We start from the raw sequence: 19,643 nt of genomic DNA on the forward strand, positions 1-19,643 counted from the left end.
GAGGTTTTCATGACCATTTCACAAGACAAAGTCGTCGCCATGCATTACACCGTTACTGATCCGGAAGGTAACAAACTGGATTCATCTGTTGATGGCGAGCCTTTGGTATTTTTGTTTGGCCATGGCGCATTAATTCCCGGCCTGGAACAGGCGCTAGCCGGCAAAGCGGCTGGTGATACGTTTACCGCGACTATTGCGCCAGCAGACGCCTACGGCGAACGCCATGATCAGTTGGTGCAGTCTGTCCCTAAAAACATGTTTGAAGGCATGGATGTTGCTCCGGGCATGCGGTTTCGCGCAGCCGGACCAGATGGTCGCGAGCAGTCAGTTATCATTCTCGATGTTTCTGATGAAGAAGTGGTCGTCGATGGCAACCATCCGTTGTCAGGTATCGAACTGAGTTTCGATGTCGAAGTGCTGAAAGTACGCGATGCCACTGAGGAAGAATTAGCTCACGGCCATGTTCATGGTATTGACGGTGACGAAAGTCATTAATGTATTGACAGTATTGCAATAACTTTTAAAACCGCAGCATTTTGTTGCGGTTTTGTCATTTCTGGCTGCGACGAAAACCTTGACAGCAGCGACAAAGAGCCCTATTTTGGCCTCTTGTCTTGTATTTAACCATTGTAAAAGCTGTTATATCAGATGAAAGATAGAATTATTATCTCGGTATCGAGCATCAATGGTACCCGCCACTTTAGCGTCAGCAAACTGTTTAAACGCAATGCCGTGATCAGCTTATGGCTGATCCTGTTCACGGTAATTATTACCGCAGCTGTCATTGATTATTTGCTGAAAACCGTTGATGACACCAAAAACCAGCAATTGGTGCTGGCTGCACAAGCCGAACAACTCGTTTCTGAAATCACTGAACTGAGCCAGACCCGTGAGCAGTTACAACAGGAACTGGCCATTAAGCAGGATGAAATGCTACAGGTCAGTAACCGGCTCGGTGAAATTGAGCTAACGCTAGGCCTGGAGCAACAATTTCCGCAGGATTTAGAAGCGAGGTTGGATACCGCGACCGTTAACTCCAGCGCAAAAATGGCAATGCTGCAGCTGGTTCCTAATGGCTCACCACTGGAATTCCGCCGCCGCTCGTCCCGTTTTGGTGTCCGTACTCATCCGATTATGGGTAAACAGCAGCACCATAACGGGATAGATTTGTCCGCTAACCGCGGTACCCCTATTTATGCGCCGGCAGATGGCGTGGTTGAGGTCGTCCGGCCCAGTAAAAATGGTTACGGTAACTTACTTAAAATTCGCCATGCCTTTGGTTTTTCAACCCTGTACGCACACCTGGATGAATTTAAGGTTGGCAACGGTCTGTTTGTCCACAAAGGTCAGTTGATTGCAACGTCAGGCAATACCGGTAATTCAACGGCACCGCATTTGCATTATGAAATACACTTCTTAGACCGGTCACTCAATCCACAGAATTTTATGGATTGGGATGCCAACAATTTTGACCTGGTGTTCGAGAAAGAACGGAGTATTAAATGGGATTCTTTAGTAACGATGCTGCAAACCAAAGCAAGCACACAACTACAACTGTCATCGCTGCGGGATGCTCAATTATCGGAAGTCTCCGACTAAGCTGCGATATGCAGGTCGATGGCTATGTTGAAGGCGTAATAACCAGTGAGAAGACACTGATCATCAGCGCTGCTGGCCGGGTGAAAGCGCAGGTCACTGCAGATAAAGTGATCATTAATGGCTTATTTGACGGCGAATTATTTGCCAACACAGTAGAGATCTTACCTCAGGGTAAGGCGATGGGTATTATTCACAGCGATGATTTGTGTATTGAACGCGGTGGCAGCTTTATTGGTGAAACGCAACGCACCTCTCAGGATCAGGTGATTAGTCTTACCAAAGCTGAGCCGGACGACAGTGATACTGACAACCGGATTGAGAATAAAGCCTGAGCAAAAAAACGACAACACCCTGAGTTTACTTCTGCTATAATGCCGCCCCTTTGCAGGCGGCGTCCTGTTTTTAGTTACAGGATCTTATTGTGTCTGACCACTCTTTCAGCCAACTGGCACTGCCAGCAGCTTTACTGGACTGTTTAACCAGCCTTGAATACCATCAGATGACAGCGGTACAGGCTCAGAGCCTGCCTGACATCTTAAACGGTAAGGATGTTATCGCTCAGGCGAAAACCGGCTCGGGTAAAACGGCAGCTTTTGCGCTGGGTCTCCTGGCAAAGCTGGATGTAAAGTGGTATCGGGTTCAAAGCCTGGTATTGTGCCCGACCCGTGAACTGGCAGAGCAGGTAGCCGCTGAAATTCGCAAGCTGGCCCGTAATATTCACAATATTAAAGTGCTGACCCTCTGTGGTGGCGTGCCAAGCCGCAGTCAGATCGTCTCGCTGGAGCATGGTGCTCATATTGTGGTCGGTACGCCTGGCAGGATCCTTGACCACCTGCAACAGCAACGGCTTGATCTGACAAATTTAACCACTCTGGTGCTGGATGAAGCCGACCGGATGCTGGAAATGGGCTTTGCAGATGACCTGAACGCCATTCTGGCAGACGTACCGGCGGCACGCCAAACCCTGCTATTCAGTGCCACCTTTGATAAAGCTGTGCGGCAGATTGCTGACAGCATTATGCAGACGCCGGTTACCATAACTGTCCAGAGCAGCCATAGCCAGACAAGCATTGAACAGCATTTTTATCAACTGGACGGGGTAAACCGTGCCGATGCGGTAAAATTACTGTTACACCAGTTTCAGGCCGGCAGTTCCGTGGTATTTTGCAATACTAAACGGGAAACCCAGCAGCTGGCAGACACCCTGCAGCATGCGGGTGTCAGTGTGAGCGCCCTGCATGGCGATTTAGAGCAGCGCGAGCGCGAACATGCGCTGCTTAAATTCAGTAACAACAGCGTTAGCGTATTAGTCGCAACCGATGTTGCCGCCCGCGGTCTGGACATCGACAAACTGGATTTAGTCATCAATTATCAGCTGGCCCATGACGTTGCCACCCACACCCATCGCATTGGCCGCACCGGCCGCGCTGGTAACAGCGGGCTGGCCTGTTCACTGCTCACTCCGGATGATGGTCAGAAACTCAGCGCCCTGGCCAGCCAGCTGGAGCTTGAAATAACCGCCCGGGCGTTACCTGATAACGCCGTACTTAGCCAGAAACTGCCAGAGCCGGCGATGCAGACCCTGCAAATTGACGGCGGCAAAAAGCATAAACTGCGTCCTGGCGATATTGTTGGCGCTTTAACTGCCAGCCAGCAGATTGCTTTCGCTGATATTGGCAAAATTCAGATGCTGGATACCGTTGCTTTTGTGGCGGTCAGCCGCAAGGTGGCTAAGCAGGCCCTGGCGCTGTTAAATGATGGCAAGATGAAAGGCAAAAAATACCGGGTCTGGCGCCTGTAGCACGACAGGCCCTGCCGCCAGCGCTGAGTGCTAACACCAGTGCTGGCAGTAACCGGGTGAACAAACTGTCTTTAGTGCTACCTGGTTAGCGGCTCAGCCTGCAACAAGGTATTAATCCAGCGCTGCTCGGTAATAAAATTCCAGTGCCACTGTTGCCACTCTTCACCCAGTCCGGTTTCCACAATTTGCTCGTTACTCAAACCTTTCGCCTGCATAAGCTCTACTTGTGCCAGGGTTTTCACCATCATTTGATAAAAACGCTGTAAGCCGGCTTTGTCAGTTAATTCACCGTGCCCCGGGATCACCCTGGTTTCATCATCAATATTGGCGATAACGTAAGCCACATTAGCAATGTAGCCGCGAACCGAGCCGCCGTTATTTAAATCAATAAACGGGAAACGGCCCTCGAACAGCATATCGCCCATATGCACTACATTTTTATCTTCAAACCAGACAATAATATCGCCGTCAGTGTGGCTTGGCGGCAGGTATTCCAACCGGAGCTTCTGGCCATTGAGGTTTAAACGAAGTTGGCTTGTAAACGTTTCAGTGGGTAAACCGTTTCGTGGAAATGCTTTATCGGCAGTTAAGCGTTTTAATACGTTGGCATGGGCGATAATCCGCTTCGGCATTAAAGCACTGTTGCCATTTACATGGTCACCATGCATATGGGTATTGATCAGGGTACCAAGCGCTTTACCTGCGCTAAGTTCAGCAAGCTTAGCGTTAATTTTATCTGCCAGTTCTGCATACTGAGCATCAACTAAAATCACTTCGTTGTCACTGACCAGCGCCGCCATATTGCCACCTGAGCCAGTCAGCATATACAGGTTATCAGCCAGCGGTGTGGCGTTTATCTCGACGTTGGCAAAACGGTTAGCAAGTACAGGTAGACTTAAAAACAGCAACAGGAGCAGCGTGAGAGGTTGTAACCTTAACATTGTAGTTATCCTTAGCATGAAACGTTAAACAAACTACAGGCTATCAGCGGTCGCCATAGCCTGCTCTGTGTAATAGCTTAACCTATACGCTCAGATCCACAATTCAGATGATTTTATTCTGCTGCCAGAACTTTTCTTTATCCAGCCGCTTTTGACGTTTTTCACAGGGCTTATCACAATCGCAGGCTTTGTCTATATTCAGCTCACCTAATCCACCGCAACTACCGGCAATGGTTTTACGCTGGACTATAAAGCCGATTGCCATTGCTAATACCACCACCAGAAATAAACCAAAGGTAAAAATAAAGACCGCCATTGCTTACCTCACTTCGTCAGCTAAAAAAGGTTGAAACGCATCACTGACCAGCTCTGTGAAGCCGTCATCAGTTTTAACAATTAACAGGGCCGCCAGCTGATGCTGATTGGCAAACAGCAGCGCCTCTTCTGCATTCATAATATGCAGGGCTGTGGCATAGCCATCGGCCGTCATACTACTCGGGTGGATAACAGTACTGGACACTGTCCGATGCTGTATCGGTTCAGCGGTCCGCGGGTCGATAAGATGGGAGTAACGAACACCATCCTGCTCGAAGTAGTTACGGTAGTCACCCGAGGTGGCAATCGCCATATCACCTGGCGTAATAATCCGTTGCACTGCCCTGTCGCCAGCCACCGGTTTTTCAATAGCCACCCGCCAGGCACGATCAGGCTTACGGCCTTTTACCCGCATTTCACCACCGATATCTACCATATAATCTGTAATACCTGCGCCCTCCAGGATCTCCGCTAACCGGTCAACGCCGTAACCCTTGGCAATGGTTGATAAATCCAGTGCCAGTCGTGGCTCAGTTTTTTGCAGCTGGTTACCGGTTAAGCTGATTTTATCGATGCCAACGTAGTCGCTGATTTCATGCAGCTGCTCAGCCGCCGGGCGCTCGGTAATACGGCCACTGGCGCCAAAACCCCACAGCTCTACCAAGGGGCCGACGGTAATATCCAGCACCCCATTACTTTGCTTACCAATTCTTATGGCTTCGGCAATAACTTTGGCTGTTTGTTCACTAACAGTGAAAGGTTCTGTGGTTTGTTGCCGGTTAAACTGCATCAGTTCAGACTCTGGCCGGTAAGTCGACATTAAATCGTTTATCAGCTCCAGCTCCTGCTCAAACTGCTGCTGCAACGCCTGGCTATCGACTGGTTGCTGGCTGAAAAATTTTACGCTGTAAGTCGTCCCCATAGTGCGACCGTGCAGTTCCTGCTCCTGCGGCAGCTTAGCTGCTGGTGAGCAACCACTGAGCCATAAGCCTATGATAACCAGCCAGATACCCGGCAAATCGGAAAAGCGTTTCATTATTCGTCCTGCTAACATTGCTAATAACATAAAAGGGGCAACGCAGAACGTTACCCCTTTTGCTTAAACTACGGCTGCCGCCAGTTAACCGCCAAAATCATCCAGCAGTATATTGTCGTCTTCCACGCCTAAATCTTTCAGCATGTTAATTACCGCTTTGTTCATCATCGGCGGTCCACACATGTAAAACTCACAGTCTTCCGGTGCTTTGTGGTTTTTCAGGTAGTTTTCATAAATAACGTTATGAATAAACCCGGTGTAACCATCCCAGTTGTCTTCCGGCTGTGGGTCGGACAGCGCAACATGCCACTCGAAATTATCATTTTCAGCCGCCAGCATATCGAAATCTTCCACATAGAACATTTCACGCTTAGAGCGGGCACCATACCAGAAGCTGATTTTACGCTTCGATTTTAAGCGGCGTAGCTGGTCGAAAAGGTGCGAACGCATCGGGGCCATACCAGCACCACCACCGATAAATACCATTTCAGCATCAGTGTCTTTGGCAAAGAATTCACCAAAGGGTCCTGAAATAGTCACTTTATCGCCTTCTTTCAGGCTCCAGATGTACGATGACATCTTGCCGCAAGGCAGGCTCAGATTATTTGGCGGTGGCGTGGCAATCCGCACGTTCAGCATAATAATGCCTTCTTCATCCGGATAGTTAGCCATTGAATAAGCGCGAATGGTTTCTTCATCAACTTTCGACTCTAAGCTGAAGAAGTTGAAGCGCTCCCAGTCACCACGGAATTTTTCTGGAATATCAAAGTCTTTGTACTTAACATGGTGCGGCGGCGCTTCGATCTGAATATAACCACCGGCCCGGAACGGTACTGACTCACCATCCGGAATCGCCATTTTCAGCTCTTTAATAAAGGTTGCCTTGCTATCATTAGAGATAACTTCGCAATCCCATTTTTTGATACCGAAGATTTCTTCTTCAACTTCAATTTCCATATCAGATTTAACGGCAACCTGACAGGATAAACGACAGCCTTCGCGGGCTTCACCTTTGGTAATATGGCCCATTTCAGTGGGCAGTATTTCGCCGCCACCTGATTTGACATGTACCCGGCACTGACCACAAGAGCCACCGCCGCCGCAAGCTGACGACAGGAAAATACCATTGTCTGCCAGGGCACCCAGTAGTTTACCGCCTGCTTTGGTTTTAATGGCTTTGTCAGGATCGTGATTAATACTAATCGTAATGTCGCCGCTTGCCACCAGTTTGGATTTTGCCGCCAGGATAATAAACACCAGCATTAAAACCACTATGGTAAACATGCCAACGCCAAGATATATCTCTTGCATTATATATTCCCTCTACTGCCTTACAGTGAAACGCCAGAGAAAGACATAAAGCCTAGCCCCATTAAACCTACTACCAGAAAGGTAGACCCTAAGCCGCGTAAGCCAGCTGGTATATCGGCATATTTTAATTTTTCACGCACGCCAGCCAGCAGAGTAATGGCAAGGGCCCAGCCAACGCCGCTACCCAAACCAAATACCACACTCTCGCCGAAGTTATAATCACGCTCTACCATAAAGGCTACCGCACCAAAAATTGCGCAGTTCACGGTAATTAATGGCAGGAATATCCCCAGAGCGTTATACAGTGCAGGGAAAAACTTATCCAGGGTCATTTCCAGAATTTGTACCAGCGCGGCAATAACCCCAATGTAGGTTAAAAAGCCCAGAAAGCTTAAATCAGCCTCCGGAAAACCCGCCCAGGCCAATGCACCCGGCGCCAGCAACAAGTGAAATACCAGGTTATTAACCGGCACTGAAATGCCCAGTACCACTATTACGGCTACGCCCAGACCAAAGGCTGTTTTGATCTTCTGCGATACGGCAATAAAAGTACACATACCCAGGAAGAAAGACAGCGCCAGGTTTTCAATAAAGACGGCACGGATAAACAAGCTTATATAATGTTCCATTTGTCGCTCCTATGCCTTCTCTACCTGTTCCGGACGGTAAGTCCGCAACACCCAGATAAATAATCCGATAATAATAAAAGCACTGGGTGCAATCAGCAGGAAGCCCATCGGCTGATACCAGCCGCCTTCAGCAATCAGTGGCAGCACTTGTACACCAAACAATGAGCCTGAACCGCCTAATTCACGGATAAAAGCCACTATCAGCAATACCACACTGTAGCCAAGACCATTACCAATACCATCTAAAAAGCTCATACCCGGTGAGCTTTTCATGGCGTAGGCTTCTGCCCGGCCCATTACAATACAGTTAGTAATGATCAGGCCAACAAATACTGATAACTCTTTTGCGACATCATATGCAAAAGCTTTCAGGAACTGATCAACCACTATTACCAACGAGGCGATAATTGTCATCTGGACAATTATCCGCACACTGGAGGGGATATGGTTGCGGATTGTCGAAATAAATAAATTTGAAAACGCCGTTACGAAAGTAAGTGCAATACACATTACCAGCGCTTTATCCATTTTCGTGGTAACCGCCAACGCTGAACAAATGCCCAGCACCTGCAATGCGATAGGGTTATTGGCGAAAACCGGCCCAAACAGAACCGTTTTAATTTCTTTTACATTAGCCATTGTTTAAAGCTCCTTGACGCACTTTTTGTAAGAACGGTCCGAAACCCGTCTCACCAAGCCAGAAGGTAAAGGTATTTTGCACACCATTGGCAGTTAAGGTAGCACCTGACAGACCATCAACCTCATAGTCAGAATCAGGGTCAGCGTTGCCTGGCTTTTTCACTTCCAGCGCTACACCGCCTGCGTCATCCGTTATCTTCTTACCTTTGAACTGCGCCTTGAAACGGGTGCTTTCAATTTCTGCACCCAATCCTGGTGTCTCGCCCTGTTCATAGTAGTTTAAGCCAATAATGGTATTTGCATCAGGCTCCAGCGCCAGAAACGCGTGCATGGTCGACCACAAACCATAGCCATGAACCGGCAACACGACCGCAATCAGATTGCGGCTGTCATCATAGGTCAGGTAAACCGGGGCCAGTTCAGCAATGCGGCGGATTGACGCGATGTCAGCAGGGCCTTCCAGCGCAGTGCTTAACTCCGGGTCTTTCATTGCGCCACGATAATCATAGGTCTCGGCACAGGCTTTGTCACAATCGGCAACTATTTCACCCGTTTCCAGATTTACTAAACGCGATTCAATGTGCTTTTCAAACTTGTCAGCAATTTCCTGTGGCGTGGCTTTGCCCTCAATCAGGCCAACGCTGCGTAAAATGTTTACCTGAGAATCCAGTAATTTATTCTGGTTCTGCTTAGGACGTAGTTGCACAGCGGCAGTAGACACCACAATAGCGCAAACTAAACATAACGAAATTACTACGATCAGCGTTTTGCTGATGGAGTCATTATTACTAGACATTACGTGCCAGCCTCCGCTTAATATTTGCCTGAGCTACAAAGAAATCGAACAAGGGAGCGAACAGGTTGGCAAACAGAATAGCCAGCATCATGCCTTCCGGATAGGCCGGATTAGCAACGCGGATCATGATCACCATAAAGCCAATTAAAATACCGTAAGCCCACTTGCCCTGATTGGTAAAGGATGCTGACACCGGATCGGTTGCCATAAAGAACATACCAATAGCAAAACCACCCAGCACCAGATGCCAGTGCCATGGCATGGCAAACAGCGGATTAGTGTTTGAACCAATAGCATTAAACAGGTAGCTGGTTAAGATCATACCGATCATGACACCCAGCACGATGCGCCAGGATGCAATCCGGAAATAAATCAGCGCTAAGCCACCTACTAACAAGGCCAGCACTGACGTTTCACCTACTGAACCCGGAATAAAGCCAAGGAACGCATCCCACCATAATTCGGTATTGGCAGCATAATCCAGCTCACCCATTTGCGCTTTACTTAACCAGGTAGCACCCGAATAACCATCAGCCACGGTCCAGACTGCATCACCTGATATCTGAGCCGGGTAGGCAAAAAACAGGAAAGCGCGACCAGCCAGAGCCGGGTTAAGGAAATTACGACCGGTGCCGCCAAACACTTCTTTGGCGACGACCACACCAAAAGTGATACCTAACGCAACCTGCCACAACGGAATAGTAGCCGGTAGAATTAATGCAAACAGAATAGAACTGACAAAGAAACCTTCATTCACTTCATGCTTACGCACTGAAGCAAATAAAACTTCCCAGAAACCACCCACCACAAATGTTACGGCATAAATCGGCAGAAACCAGACTGCACCATAAAACATCTTGCCAGCCCAACCGGAGGCTTCGGTCAGATTGCCACCGAGCATCTGGAAAATAGCCACCTGCCAGGTGTCTGGCGTGCCATAACCGGCAACCAGTGCTTCAACAGCCTGATGACCAATATTGTACATACCAAAAAATAACGCCGGAAACAGTGCCAGCCAAACGAAAATCATGATTCGTTTTAAGTCGATACTATCACGGACATGGGTACCGTTTTTGGTTACAAGGCCGGGTGTATAGAAAATAGTCGCCGCAGCTTCATACAATGCGTACCATTTTTCGTATTTACCGCCCTTCTCAAATTGCGGTTCAATGCGCTCTAAAAAATGCTTTAAACTCATGATTAGCCTTCCTTCTGGATGGTCGTCAAGCAGCTGCGCAGAATCGTACCGTAGTCGTATTTGCCAGGGCATACAAAAGTACACAATGACAAATCTTCTTCGTCTAACTCCAGGCAACCCAGGGTTTGGGCGCTGTCGGTATCACCGGAGATTAAGTCTCTTAACAACAGAGTCGGTAATACATCCAGCGGCATTACCCGCTCATAATTACCGATTGGCACCATGGCCCGCGATGAACCATTGGTGGTCGTTGTCATATTGAACAGGCGTTTCGGGCTCAGATGCCCCAGATAAGCGCGCGTTACCGAAAATTTAGTGGCGCCAGGGGTAATCCAGCCTAAGAACTCTTTCTCATAGCCTTCAGCCAGCACCGACACCTGATTGTGATAACGGCCTAAGTAGCCATGCACACCATGGGCGCTGCTACCGGCCAGCACTGAGCCGGAGATAATACGGTTTTTACCGTCATTAAGTTCATCAGCAGTAAGTTCTGCTAATGACGCACCAAGCACTGTTTTTACCAAACGTGGTGATTTCACTACAGGACCGCACAATGCCACTACCCGGTTTGCATCCAGTTCACCGGTTAAAAACAGCTTTGCCATGGCAATAACGTCCTGATAACCGATATGCCATACCACTTTTTTCATGCTTACCGGTTCTAAAAAGTGAATGTGGGTACCGACTAACCCTGCTGGATGCGGGCCGTCGAACTCAGCGACTTCAACCGCAGAGCTGGCTGGCAGCTGCGTGCCGGCTTTTTTAGTCAGAAACACTTTACCGTCGGTCAGCTTACTTAACAGCGTCAGACCCTGGGTAAAGGCTTCGGCCTCAGCATTAATAATAACGGTCGGATCGGCAGCCAATGGGTTGGTATCCATTGCATTGACAAAAATGGCGCGTGGCGTGCTGTCAATTGCCGGCACCTGACTGAAAGGCCGGGTACGTAACGCTGCCCATAAGCCTGAATCAACCAGGTTTTCAGTGACTTGCTCCCGGCTTAAACCGGCTAGCTGATCGCTGCTGTAACGCTTGAATTGCTCTGCATCATTACCGTTGACGGCAATAACGACTGATTGCAATACCCGCTTGGCACCACGGTTAATCTCTTTAACAGTACCGGCAAGTGGTGCAGTAAATTTCACGCCAGGGTTTTTCTTATCTTCGAAAAGCACCTGACCTTTTTTTACGGTATCACCTACTTCGACTGACATTGTCGGACGCATGCCCACATACTCTTCGCCCAAAACGGCGACGGTAGTAATGGCGTTACCCGTACTTATCTCTTGTTTAGGACTGCCTGCGAGGGGAATGTCCAAGCCTTTTTTGAGTTTTATCATACGTACTTGCACTACTATTTTGGGAAGAAACCGGGTCTAGTTTTTCAGCTGCAGCGAGCGCAGCACACCTGATTATACTAATGCGGCCAGCATGGCGATTAATTTTTAACCAGATACACGTATTAAAGTCGCGAATTCTAACATTAAAGCCAGCGGCTATCCATGGTGCAGCATAAAATTATCAGCAAAATCATTACCGGCCAGGCCCGGTAAAATACCGCTAACAACATGTTCGTTGTCTGGCCGCAACCATTACCGAACAAGGATTATCGCACTGTTGCATCAATCGATAGCAAAATAAAAGCCGCCAGCAGGCGGCTTGTCAATACGACTAATTGGCCAGGTTAGCCAACGGCACCAAAGGTGTGACATCGGCATCGTAATCGACACCGGCAAAGCCAAAACCAAATAAGTGCAGAAACTCAGTATGATAGCCCTGGTAATCAGTCAGACTGTCAATGGTTTCAGTGGTGACCTGATCCCATAACGATGCCACCTTATTCTGTACCTCATCGGCCAGTTCCTTACCATCCATCCGCAGTCTGCCGGCATCATCCATTATCGGTGTATCGCTGTATAAGCCCTGCCGAAACAACCCATTAATTTGTTCGATACAGCCTTCGTGACTGCCCTGCTGTTTCATCACCCGGTACAACAGCGAGATATACAACGGCATAATCGGAATAGCAGAACTGGCCTGGGTTACCAGTGCTTTTAACGAGGCGACGTAGGCCTTTGCTTTAACATCACTCAGTTTGTTGCGAATAGCACCAGCTGCCCGATCTAAATCTTCTTTCGCCCGACCAATCGTTGCTTTGCCGTATATTGGCCAGGTTAGTTTTTTGCCAATATATGTGTACGCCACCGTCTGGCAATTCTCAGCCAGAACACCGGCGGCATGTAGCTGGTCTAACCAACGCTCCCAGTCTTCGCCGCCCATGACTTTAACCGTGTTGAAAATTTCGTCGTCATTCGCCGGTTCAACAGAGACTTCCTCGATTTCCCGCTTAGTAGTATTAAGGTTTTTCGCGGTATAGGCCTGACCAATCGGTTTTAACACAGAACTGTATACTTCGCCGCTGACCGGATCTTTGCGCCTTGGCGCGGCCAGGCTGTAGACCACTAAATCAATCTTACCCATTTCACTGCGGATCAGATTTATTGCTTCGGCTTTTAATTCATCGGTAAATGCGTCGCCATTGAGGTGCTTATTCCACAAGCCCTCCGCTTTCGCAGCCTGTTCAAAGGCAGCGGTATTATACCAGCCAGCCGAACCTGTTTTGTTTTCAGTGGGTGCTTTTTCAAAAAAGATGCCTAAGGTGTTGGCACCTGAGCCAAAGGCCGCAGTAATTCTTGAGGCCAGGCCATAACCAGTAGAGGCGCCGATAACCAACACATTTTTCGGCCCATCTGCGACAGGGCCCAGCTGTTTTACATAGCTGATTTGCTGTCTTACATTCTCAGCACAGCCCACCGGATGAGCATTAGTACAAATAAAACCACGAATTTTCGGTTGAATAACCATAAGAAGTCCTGCTGTTAGCTCGCTAAAAAATTACGCTAGTGTAAAACTTTAACGCAGAAAACAGGTCTGATCAGCCTGTTTATTTTATTTTAGGCTGAATTTACGACCTGATATTACTGATTTGGCTTACAGCGAAGCTTTGTCGGCTTTACCGCCGCCTAAGCATTTGGGCGATACCGGCGGGGTTTCGGCGTAGTACTCGTACCACTCTGACGGCGTATAAGTATGCAGCGCCAGCGCATGAATTTTTTCTGCCAGTTCCTCGGCCACCACCGCATTTACTGCGCGATGGCGCGCTAATAGCCGCATGCCATCAAACGCTGGCGTAACGATCACGACCTTAAAATGTGATTCGGCCCCCGCGGGTACATTATGATTGCTGCTTTCATTAATCACTTCCAGAAACACCGGCTCGAAAGCATTCAGTAACTTTTGTTCTATCGCGGTATGAATTAGCATTAGTCTCTTTCCCTGAACAGGTTGTTATGCTGATCTTAGTAAAGCAGCTTGCCGTTGTCGCCCACTATTTTTTCGGGCTTCGCAGATATCAGGCTAACGAACTGGCCAGGCTGCTAAAAATAATTTTATCTAAGCCGGCGGCTTAATATATCGAAAAGTAAGATTAAGCCGGGCTGCAGCCACCCGGCTTTGTTTGGGTAAACGGTGTTGCCAGTACTGCTGACATTGCCCGGCCATCGTTAATAAACTGCCATTTTCAAGTTGTAACTGCAGTTGATGCCCGCTTGTCCTGTGCTTAAGGTCAAAGCGGCGGGTTGCTCCTAAACTCAGTGAGGCGATAACAGGTGTTTCACCCAGCTCAGGCTCATTATCAGCGTGCCAGCCCATATGGTCCTGACCATTGGCATACAGATTGAGCAGCACACAATTAAAAGGGCAGCCTGCAAGCTCACTTATTTTAACGGCCAGTGGTTGCAGCGCCGGATGCCACGGTTCAGGGGCAAAGCGCACACCGGAATACTGATAGCTGCAATGCGGCTCCCCCATCCAGACCTGGCGGCGCGGTATCTTAACAGTTTTTCCATAAATACGGATTTGCTCCTGGCGCCAATTCAACTCCGCAGTCAGCTTCGTCTGCAATAACATGGTCTCGCTGGCTGATAGCCAGGCCGGCCAGAGGGTAATGGCAGCATCGGGTAATAAAAAGTGTTGTGGATCTGCTTTGCAGTTGTCGCTCTGCGCCTGGCGTGTCAAAATGCGGTTCTCTCTGCTAAAACGTTGTCGTTATGAATACCCAATTTCAGTTTGGTCAGATCAACCTGACGCTTCATCGCTGGCCGTTAAATCAGCCTAATCATAGTCTACAGGCCTGGGACGCAGCTGATGAACTACTTCTTGATGCGGCGCACTCAGCGATTGCCGACTTAGCGGCAACAGGCACTGGCAGGCCACATTTGTTGTTAATCAACGACAGCTTTGGGGCCTTGTCCTGTGGTCTGGCTGATTGGCCTCAAACCAGCAGCACTGACTCTTACCTGTCCCGGCAGGCCGTTGCTTACAACCGGTCGGCAAACGGGCTTAATAGCGGCCAATTTACCAGCATTGACAGCCTGGCTGCGTTGCCGGACGATATTGACATTGTGCTGTTGAAGCTGCCCAATAACCACAGTTATCTGCGTTTTATTTTAAGCCAGCTGGCATCTGTGGTCCGTCCGGGAACGGTTGTGCTGGCGGCAGCTAAAGCTAAAGACATTAACCGCAACGTGCTTGATATATTCGCTAAACAACTGGGCCCGGCCGAGGCATCGCTTAGCGTTAAAAAATGCCGGTTAATTCGCTGTCAGCCAGAGCCCGGCAAACTGCAACCGCAGTTTCCGCTGCAATGGCCATTGGAAGATACTGATTTTACAGTTATCAATCACGCTAATGTTTTCGCCCGCGAGAAGCTGGATTTAGGTGCCCGGTTTTTTTTGCAGCACTTACCTCAAGGCACAGCCGGCCAGCGGGTTATTGATTTAGGTTGCGGCAACGGCGTGCTCGGCCTGATGCTGTTGGCTGATGAGCCCGACAGCAAACTGGTCTTTACTGATGAATCTTTTATGGCCGTCGCCTCTGCCAAAGCGACCATCGAGTTGAATCTGCCTCAGTGTCTGGGCCAAAGCGAGTTTGTCGTCGATGATTGCCTGGCCAGCCAGCAGGACCAGAGTGCTGATCAGATTATCTGCAATCCGCCCTTTCATCAGCAGCACACGGTAACCACCCATATCGCCAGTCAGATGTTCGCTGAAGCGAAACGGGTATTGAAACAGGGTGGCCGCTTGCGTATTGTGGCTAACCGTCATCTCAATTATCAGCAGCAACTGCAGCGGCTATTCGGTCACTGTCAGCAACTGGCTGCAAATCCAAAATTTGTGATACTCGAAGCCATAAAAAGGAGCTAACCAGATGCGTACCCTGTTACTGTGTTTACTTTTGCTCGCCGGCTGTGCCAGCAAGCCACCGCGCTTGATTGTCAGCCCTCAGGTATTCTGGCCGCAAGCACCGTCGTTGCAGCAAAGCTCTTTCAGCTTTTATCTGCTGGATCAGCGTTCAACCCTGAATACCCTGGTGATTCAGCGCGGAGACAATACTAATGGCTATGCTACGGCCAATGATCTGCGGGCAGAACTGGAACAAACCGTTGCCGATGCATTACGAGCAAGAGGCGCCAGCTTAACCAATCAGACAGAGCGCTCGCTGACCATCCAGATTAATCAGTTGCAGGCCCGGGTAAATCAGCGCCCGCTTGATCATGAAGTGGTAAACCGGGTAACAATGACAGTGCTGGTGCAGCATAACGGCAACAGTTTTTCAAAGGCTTACAGCGGCGACAGCCGGCAGATTGCCCCCTTTAACGCTGATATAGCGGTTATTGAACGCGAACTCAGAGTGCTGACCGAGCAGGTGCTGACTGATCTGCTGCGTGATGAAAGCTGGCAAACTCATCTGCGAGGATAAAAAATGCGAATTTGGTTAATTATTATAACGTTGCTGTGGGCCATGCCGTTACAAGCGGGTAAATTTATGCAACCTGACAATCTTTACCCCCGGGTAAAACTGGAAACCTCGCAGGGTGATATTGTGCTTGAGCTTGACCGCAGCCGGGCGCCAATCACCGTCAATAATTTTTTAAGCTATGTCAAAGCCAATGCCTACAATAATACTGTTTTTCATCGTCTTATAGCCGATTTCGTGGTACAGGGTGGCGGCTACGATATGCAGTTCAGGGAAATTGAACAAGGTAAAACTATCTTTAATGAATCTGGCAATGGTTTAAAAAATCAGTATGGCACTATTGCCATGGCGCGACTGTCTGATCCGCACAGTGCCAGCAGTCAGTTTTATATTAACCTTGCCGACAATGACAGCCTTGACCCGGGTTCCCGCTGGGGTTATGCGGTGTTTGGCCGGGTGGTGACCGGTTTCGACGTGCTGGATAAAATCAATGCTCTGGAAACGGAAACCAGCGAAAAACTGGGCTGGCCTGATGTTCCCGGCGAGCCTTTACTGCTAAAAACGGTGCGCTTACTGCCAACCGAATAAAACCGGCTATACTTGCCTTAATTGTTGTATTTTTGACAACAGTTGAGGCTAGCGATGTCAGAGCGGTTTATTGAACTTAAATCAGAGCAGCTGGTGTACTATGTGTCCCGCTTTTTACGCGGCCGGCTGGCTCACAGAGAGCTGCATATTTTTATCTGGGACACGCTTGAAGAGTGGTCACAGTTTGATCTGCTGGCAGGCACCCCCGGCAGCCCGCGGGAACGGGTATTCTGGCACCTGATGCATCAGCTGGAATATTGGCCAGCTGATTGCCTGCAGCATAACCGCCAGCTACGTCGAAGTATCCAGGATTGTCTGAGCTTCCTGCGCGGCAAAGGCCATTGCCCGTTAGATTGTATCGGCGTCCGACCGTAACCTCTTGACCAGAATTATCAGCAGGGTAAGCTAATCACACTTTTTTTGTCCGGATGTGTGCCTTGACCTCTTATTTTGCCTGGCTGTCAGGTCTGCGTATTTATTGCCAACGCCAGGTATTAGTTATTTTCGTGCTGGGCTTTTCCAGTGGCCTGCCATTAATGCTGGTGTTCGGTGTGTTGTCATTCTGGCTGCGTGAAGCAGAAGTATCACGGGCTGACATCGGCTATTTCAGCTGGGTAGCAATGGCCTATGCTATAAAATGGCTATGGTCTCCGCTGGCTGATAATCTGAAAATCCCTCTGTTGCACCGCTGGCTGGGCCGACGTCGAAGCTGGCTGCTCACCTCACAAATTTTGGTGGCCATGGCTATTTGCTGTATGGCATTTACCGATCCGCAGCATAATTTAGCGTTGATGGCCGCGCTGGCCGTTTTGCTGGCATTTTCATCTGCTACCCAGGATATTAATGTTGACGCCTTCCGGATAGAAAGTGCCGTGGTTGAAATGCAGGCGGCACTGGCTGCAGCCTATTTGACCGGCTACCGGCTGGCAATGATTCTGGCATCAGCAGGAACGCTATGGTTAGCCGCGTTATTTTCAGACGGCAGTGACTACGATCTATCTGGCTGGCAACAAGCGTATATGGTCATGGCGCTTTGCATGGTACCGGGCATACTGACCACTCTGCTTAGTACTGAGCCGGTCAGCGGTCTCAAACAGCAGCAGTCTGCCAATGGCAGCAGGTTACACCGTTTCGCAGCCTGGCTGAAACAAGCCGTGGTTGCCCCCTTCACTGATTTTTTTTCGCGCTACAAATGGCATGCCCTGCTGATCCTGGCACTGATTGCCAGCTACCGGCTGACAGATGTGGTTATGGGAGTTATGGCAAATGCTTTTTATGTCGATATGGGCTACAGCAAGGAGGAAGTTGCCAGTGTGTCGAAAGTTTTTGGCGTGATCATGACGTTAATTGGCGCCGCACTTGGCGGTGTGCTGATTAATAAGTTCGGCATTATGAAGGTATTGTTTGCCGGGGCAATTCTGAGCGCGGCAACGAACCTGCTATTTTCTGCCCTGAGCCAGATTGGCTACGATTTAATGTGGTTGACGCTGGTTATTTCTGCCGACAATTTAAGTGCCGGCATCGCTACCAGCGCCTTTATTGCTTACTTATCGTCGTTAGTTAATTTAGCTTTTACTGCCACCCAGTATGCGATGTTCAGTTCTTTAATGTTATTGCTACCCAAGTTTACCGGCGGCTTTTCCGGCCAGTGGGTTGATCAATTCGGCTACAGTAATTTCTTTATGATGACCGCGGCGATGGGCTTGCCGGTGTTAGTACTGATTGTTTTACTGGCAACAACAAATAAGCTGGGCCAGAATAAAAAAGCCGCTGAATAGCGGCTTCCTTTATTATCACTGCTTAAGTTTCACCTTAAACTTATAGTATTATCTTATCAGGCGCTGAGCACCTGTTTTAAACCTTCAGTTGGATCGACTTCCAGCGCCTGACAATAACGGACGTACTCAATGACATCCAGCCGGCGCTCCTGATTTTCAACTTTTCCGATAAACGAATGAGGTGTCCCTAAAATTTCTGACAAACTACGCATGGTATGACCTTTGTCCTGACGCTGTCGCTTCAGCCAGACACAAAGACGCTTATTTTCGTCTGAAATTACACTTTTAGTACCTTTCATATTTTTTCTTCTCCCAGCGTGTTACGCTTTTATTATGATCAACCAGCCTTCCTGCGAAATAAAATCCAAACCTTATTGCCAGTGCAATAAGCAATGTAAAGCAATTAATTAAACCATAGGATGCGACGAGCGTATAGCTACATGCGTTAAAAAATGTACATCGACTTTACATTGGTAGAAATCAGCGGCAAAGATAAACGCATGAGCAGCAAGGATTTGCCAGCAATTGTCGAAACTCAGAGGTTAAAAAAATGGTTAAACTATTGTTTATAATACCTTTATTAATGTGTGTAATTTGGTATCTGTATCTTCAGCAAAATAACTGGACTCTGGCGCAGGGCAAGAAAGGTTTTTTGTATATTATCAGCTTTAACCTTGTTATAGCGCTGGTTCTGACCCTGCTGGTGTTTGCCACCCGGCCATAAAGTAAAACAGTGATTTTTAAACAAGTTTGCCGGATAACCCGGCAAAATTGTCTATAAAAATTTACAAAATGTCTACTTTTGCTAAACAGAAAATGATGATCCACAACCACAGGTCGTGGTGGCATTAGGATTCTGGACAATAAAACGGCTGCCTTGCAGGCCTTCTGTATAATCGACAATGCCACCCATCAGATACTGCAGGCTCATCGGATCGACCACCATCGACACACCTTGCTTTTCCACAGTCAAATCGCCGTCGTTTATTTTTTCGTCAAAAATAAAACCGTACTGAAAGCCTGAACAGCCACCGCCAGTAATATACACCCGTAGTTTCAGGTTCGGATTGTCTTCTTCACTTACCAGCATCGCCACCTTGCGTGCTGCGGCATCAGTAAATTCTAATGGTATTTGCATATCAGACATGGGTGCTCCAACAGGGGTTACAACAATGCGGATTATCTAATACCTGAC

Annotated in this window: 23 protein-coding genes; 9 read left to right on the forward strand and 14 right to left on the reverse strand. The window is 48.5% G+C overall.

Going from position 1 to position 19,643, the window contains the following annotated elements:
• The first annotated feature begins 9 nt into the window (after positions 1-9).
• The 4 genes from R3187_RS03205 (at position 10) to dbpA (ending at position 3,400) form a co-directional block, all read left to right on the forward strand.
• Positions 10-495, forward strand: coding sequence for a peptidylprolyl isomerase (locus R3187_RS03205; protein WP_318965265.1), 486 nt, complete (start codon positions 10-12; stop codon positions 493-495).
• A gap of 153 nt (positions 496-648) precedes the next feature.
• Complete coding sequence (locus R3187_RS03210) at positions 649-1,599, forward strand: M23 family metallopeptidase (protein ID WP_318965266.1); 951 nt, start codon at positions 649-651, stop codon at positions 1,597-1,599.
• An 8-nt stretch (positions 1,600-1,607) separates the two neighbouring features.
• On the forward strand, positions 1,608-1,931 hold the full coding sequence (locus tag R3187_RS03215) for a polymer-forming cytoskeletal protein (RefSeq protein ID WP_318965267.1): 324 nt from the start codon (positions 1,608-1,610) through the stop codon (positions 1,929-1,931).
• Between the two features lie 89 nt (positions 1,932-2,020).
• Entirely contained in the window at positions 2,021-3,400 is a 1,380-nt protein-coding gene (dbpA, locus tag R3187_RS03220; protein ID WP_318965268.1) for an ATP-dependent RNA helicase DbpA, read from the forward strand.
• A 77-nt stretch (positions 3,401-3,477) separates the two neighbouring features.
• Here dbpA and R3187_RS03225 read toward each other — a convergent pair whose 3' ends face one another.
• The 12 genes from R3187_RS03225 to R3187_RS03280 all read right to left on the reverse strand — a co-directional run bounded on the left by R3187_RS03225 (position 3,478) and on the right by R3187_RS03280 (position 14,342).
• Positions 3,478-4,341, reverse strand: a complete 864-nt coding sequence (locus R3187_RS03225) for an MBL fold metallo-hydrolase (RefSeq protein ID WP_318965269.1) — start codon at positions 4,339-4,341, stop codon at positions 3,478-3,480.
• A gap of 103 nt (positions 4,342-4,444) precedes the next feature.
• On the reverse strand, positions 4,445-4,657 hold the full coding sequence (nqrM, locus tag R3187_RS03230) for a (Na+)-NQR maturation NqrM (RefSeq protein ID WP_318965270.1): 213 nt from the start codon (positions 4,655-4,657) through the stop codon (positions 4,445-4,447).
• 3 nt (positions 4,658-4,660) lie between these two features.
• Positions 4,661-5,692: an FAD:protein FMN transferase gene (locus R3187_RS03235; RefSeq protein ID WP_318965271.1), complete on the reverse strand. Its 1,032-nt coding sequence runs from the start codon at positions 5,690-5,692 to the stop codon at positions 4,661-4,663.
• 84 nt (positions 5,693-5,776) lie between these two features.
• On the reverse strand, positions 5,777-7,003 hold the full coding sequence (gene nqrF, locus R3187_RS03240) for an NADH:ubiquinone reductase (Na(+)-transporting) subunit F (protein WP_318965272.1): 1,227 nt from the start codon (positions 7,001-7,003) through the stop codon (positions 5,777-5,779).
• A 20-nt stretch (positions 7,004-7,023) separates the two neighbouring features.
• Positions 7,024-7,632: an NADH:ubiquinone reductase (Na(+)-transporting) subunit E gene (gene nqrE, locus R3187_RS03245; protein ID WP_318965273.1), complete on the reverse strand. Its 609-nt coding sequence runs from the start codon at positions 7,630-7,632 to the stop codon at positions 7,024-7,026.
• 9 nt (positions 7,633-7,641) lie between these two features.
• A complete protein-coding gene (locus tag R3187_RS03250) occupies positions 7,642-8,271 on the reverse strand; it encodes an NADH:ubiquinone reductase (Na(+)-transporting) subunit D (protein WP_318965274.1) in 630 nt (209 codons plus the stop codon).
• Entirely contained in the window at positions 8,264-9,067 is an 804-nt protein-coding gene (locus tag R3187_RS03255) for a Na(+)-translocating NADH-quinone reductase subunit C (protein WP_318965275.1), read from the reverse strand. Before R3187_RS03255 ends, R3187_RS03250 begins: the two co-directional genes overlap by 8 nt.
• Positions 9,060-10,265, reverse strand: a complete 1,206-nt coding sequence (locus R3187_RS03260; protein WP_318965276.1) for an NADH:ubiquinone reductase (Na(+)-transporting) subunit B — start codon at positions 10,263-10,265, stop codon at positions 9,060-9,062. The genes R3187_RS03255 and R3187_RS03260 overlap by 8 nt, the downstream gene beginning before the upstream one ends.
• Positions 10,266-10,267: 2 nt before the next feature.
• Complete coding sequence (locus R3187_RS03265; RefSeq protein ID WP_318965277.1) at positions 10,268-11,605, reverse strand: Na(+)-translocating NADH-quinone reductase subunit A; 1,338 nt, start codon at positions 11,603-11,605, stop codon at positions 10,268-10,270.
• Positions 11,606-11,936: 331 nt separating this feature from the next.
• Positions 11,937-13,130, reverse strand: coding sequence for an enoyl-ACP reductase FabV (fabV, locus tag R3187_RS03270; protein WP_318965278.1), 1,194 nt, complete (start codon positions 13,128-13,130; stop codon positions 11,937-11,939).
• Positions 13,131-13,256: 126 nt separating this feature from the next.
• A complete protein-coding gene (locus R3187_RS03275) occupies positions 13,257-13,589 on the reverse strand; it encodes a BolA family protein (protein WP_318965279.1) in 333 nt (110 codons plus the stop codon).
• Positions 13,590-13,718: 129 nt separating this feature from the next.
• Positions 13,719-14,342, reverse strand: a complete 624-nt coding sequence (locus tag R3187_RS03280) for an alpha-ketoglutarate-dependent dioxygenase AlkB family protein (RefSeq protein ID WP_318965280.1) — start codon at positions 14,340-14,342, stop codon at positions 13,719-13,721.
• A 32-nt stretch (positions 14,343-14,374) separates the two neighbouring features.
• Between R3187_RS03280 and R3187_RS03285 the strand changes: the two genes are divergently transcribed.
• From R3187_RS03285 to R3187_RS03305, 5 genes are read left to right on the forward strand one after another with little or no spacing between them, the layout of a single operon-like run.
• Positions 14,375-15,529, forward strand: a complete 1,155-nt coding sequence (locus R3187_RS03285; RefSeq protein ID WP_318965281.1) for a methyltransferase — start codon at positions 14,375-14,377, stop codon at positions 15,527-15,529.
• A 4-nt stretch (positions 15,530-15,533) separates the two neighbouring features.
• A complete protein-coding gene (locus R3187_RS03290; protein WP_318965282.1) occupies positions 15,534-16,085 on the forward strand; it encodes a YajG family lipoprotein in 552 nt (183 codons plus the stop codon).
• Between the two features lie 3 nt (positions 16,086-16,088).
• Entirely contained in the window at positions 16,089-16,670 is a 582-nt protein-coding gene (locus R3187_RS03295) for a peptidylprolyl isomerase (RefSeq protein ID WP_318965283.1), read from the forward strand.
• A 54-nt stretch (positions 16,671-16,724) separates the two neighbouring features.
• Positions 16,725-17,045, forward strand: a complete 321-nt coding sequence (locus R3187_RS03300; RefSeq protein ID WP_318965284.1) for a hypothetical protein — start codon at positions 16,725-16,727, stop codon at positions 17,043-17,045.
• 53 nt (positions 17,046-17,098) lie between these two features.
• Positions 17,099-18,448, forward strand: coding sequence for an AmpG family muropeptide MFS transporter (locus tag R3187_RS03305; protein WP_318965285.1), 1,350 nt, complete (start codon positions 17,099-17,101; stop codon positions 18,446-18,448).
• A gap of 56 nt (positions 18,449-18,504) precedes the next feature.
• Here the strand turns inward: R3187_RS03305 and R3187_RS03310 are convergent, their stop codons facing one another.
• Both R3187_RS03310 and erpA read right to left on the reverse strand, forming a co-directional pair.
• Positions 18,505-18,747 carry a helix-turn-helix domain-containing protein gene (locus R3187_RS03310; protein ID WP_019675992.1) on the reverse strand — a complete coding sequence of 81 codons (243 nt, stop codon included), beginning with the start codon at positions 18,745-18,747 and terminating at the stop codon, positions 18,505-18,507.
• 506 nt (positions 18,748-19,253) lie between these two features.
• On the reverse strand, positions 19,254-19,595 hold the full coding sequence (gene erpA / locus R3187_RS03315) for an iron-sulfur cluster insertion protein ErpA (protein WP_318965286.1): 342 nt from the start codon (positions 19,593-19,595) through the stop codon (positions 19,254-19,256).
• Positions 19,596-19,643 lie beyond the last annotated feature (48 nt).

Source organism: Arsukibacterium sp. (assembly GCF_033721375.1).
In the GTDB taxonomy this organism is placed as follows: Bacteria; Pseudomonadota; Gammaproteobacteria; order Enterobacterales; family Alteromonadaceae; genus Alishewanella.

Bases quoted from the DNA above. Each gene is read 5' to 3' on its own strand.
- nqrF (WP_318965272.1), bottom strand. From the start codon at position 7,003: ATGCAAGAGATATATCTTGGCGTTGGCATGTTTACCATAGTGGTTTTA.
- R3187_RS03295 (WP_318965283.1), top strand. From the start codon at position 16,089: ATGCGAATTTGGTTAATTATTATAACGTTGCTGTGGGCCATGCCGTTA.
- R3187_RS03275 (WP_318965279.1), bottom strand. From the start codon at position 13,589: ATGCTAATTCATACCGCGATAGAACAAAAGTTACTGAATGCTTTCGAG.
- fabV (WP_318965278.1), bottom strand. From the start codon at position 13,130: ATGGTTATTCAACCGAAAATTCGTGGTTTTATTTGTACTAATGCTCAT.
- R3187_RS03285 (WP_318965281.1), top strand. From the start codon at position 14,375: ATGAATACCCAATTTCAGTTTGGTCAGATCAACCTGACGCTTCATCGC.
- erpA (WP_318965286.1), bottom strand. From the start codon at position 19,595: ATGTCTGATATGCAAATACCATTAGAATTTACTGATGCCGCAGCACGC.
- R3187_RS03225 (WP_318965269.1), bottom strand. From the start codon at position 4,341: ATGTTAAGGTTACAACCTCTCACGCTGCTCCTGTTGCTGTTTTTAAGT.
- R3187_RS03310 (WP_019675992.1), bottom strand. From the start codon at position 18,747: ATGAAAGGTACTAAAAGTGTAATTTCAGACGAAAATAAGCGTCTTTGT.
- R3187_RS03215 (WP_318965267.1), top strand. From the start codon at position 1,608: ATGCAGGTCGATGGCTATGTTGAAGGCGTAATAACCAGTGAGAAGACA.
- R3187_RS03260 (WP_318965276.1), bottom strand. From the start codon at position 10,265: ATGAGTTTAAAGCATTTTTTAGAGCGCATTGAACCGCAATTTGAGAAG.
- R3187_RS03235 (WP_318965271.1), bottom strand. From the start codon at position 5,692: ATGAAACGCTTTTCCGATTTGCCGGGTATCTGGCTGGTTATCATAGGC.
- R3187_RS03250 (WP_318965274.1), bottom strand. From the start codon at position 8,271: ATGGCTAATGTAAAAGAAATTAAAACGGTTCTGTTTGGGCCGGTTTTC.
- R3187_RS03290 (WP_318965282.1), top strand. From the start codon at position 15,534: ATGCGTACCCTGTTACTGTGTTTACTTTTGCTCGCCGGCTGTGCCAGC.
- nqrE (WP_318965273.1), bottom strand. From the start codon at position 7,632: ATGGAACATTATATAAGCTTGTTTATCCGTGCCGTCTTTATTGAAAAC.
- R3187_RS03265 (WP_318965277.1), bottom strand. From the start codon at position 11,605: ATGATAAAACTCAAAAAAGGCTTGGACATTCCCCTCGCAGGCAGTCCT.
- R3187_RS03205 (WP_318965265.1), top strand. From the start codon at position 10: ATGACCATTTCACAAGACAAAGTCGTCGCCATGCATTACACCGTTACT.
- R3187_RS03305 (WP_318965285.1), top strand. From the start codon at position 17,099: ATGTGTGCCTTGACCTCTTATTTTGCCTGGCTGTCAGGTCTGCGTATT.
- R3187_RS03255 (WP_318965275.1), bottom strand. From the start codon at position 9,067: ATGTCTAGTAATAATGACTCCATCAGCAAAACGCTGATCGTAGTAATT.
- R3187_RS03300 (WP_318965284.1), top strand. From the start codon at position 16,725: ATGTCAGAGCGGTTTATTGAACTTAAATCAGAGCAGCTGGTGTACTAT.
- nqrM (WP_318965270.1), bottom strand. From the start codon at position 4,657: ATGGCGGTCTTTATTTTTACCTTTGGTTTATTTCTGGTGGTGGTATTA.
- R3187_RS03210 (WP_318965266.1), top strand. From the start codon at position 649: ATGAAAGATAGAATTATTATCTCGGTATCGAGCATCAATGGTACCCGC.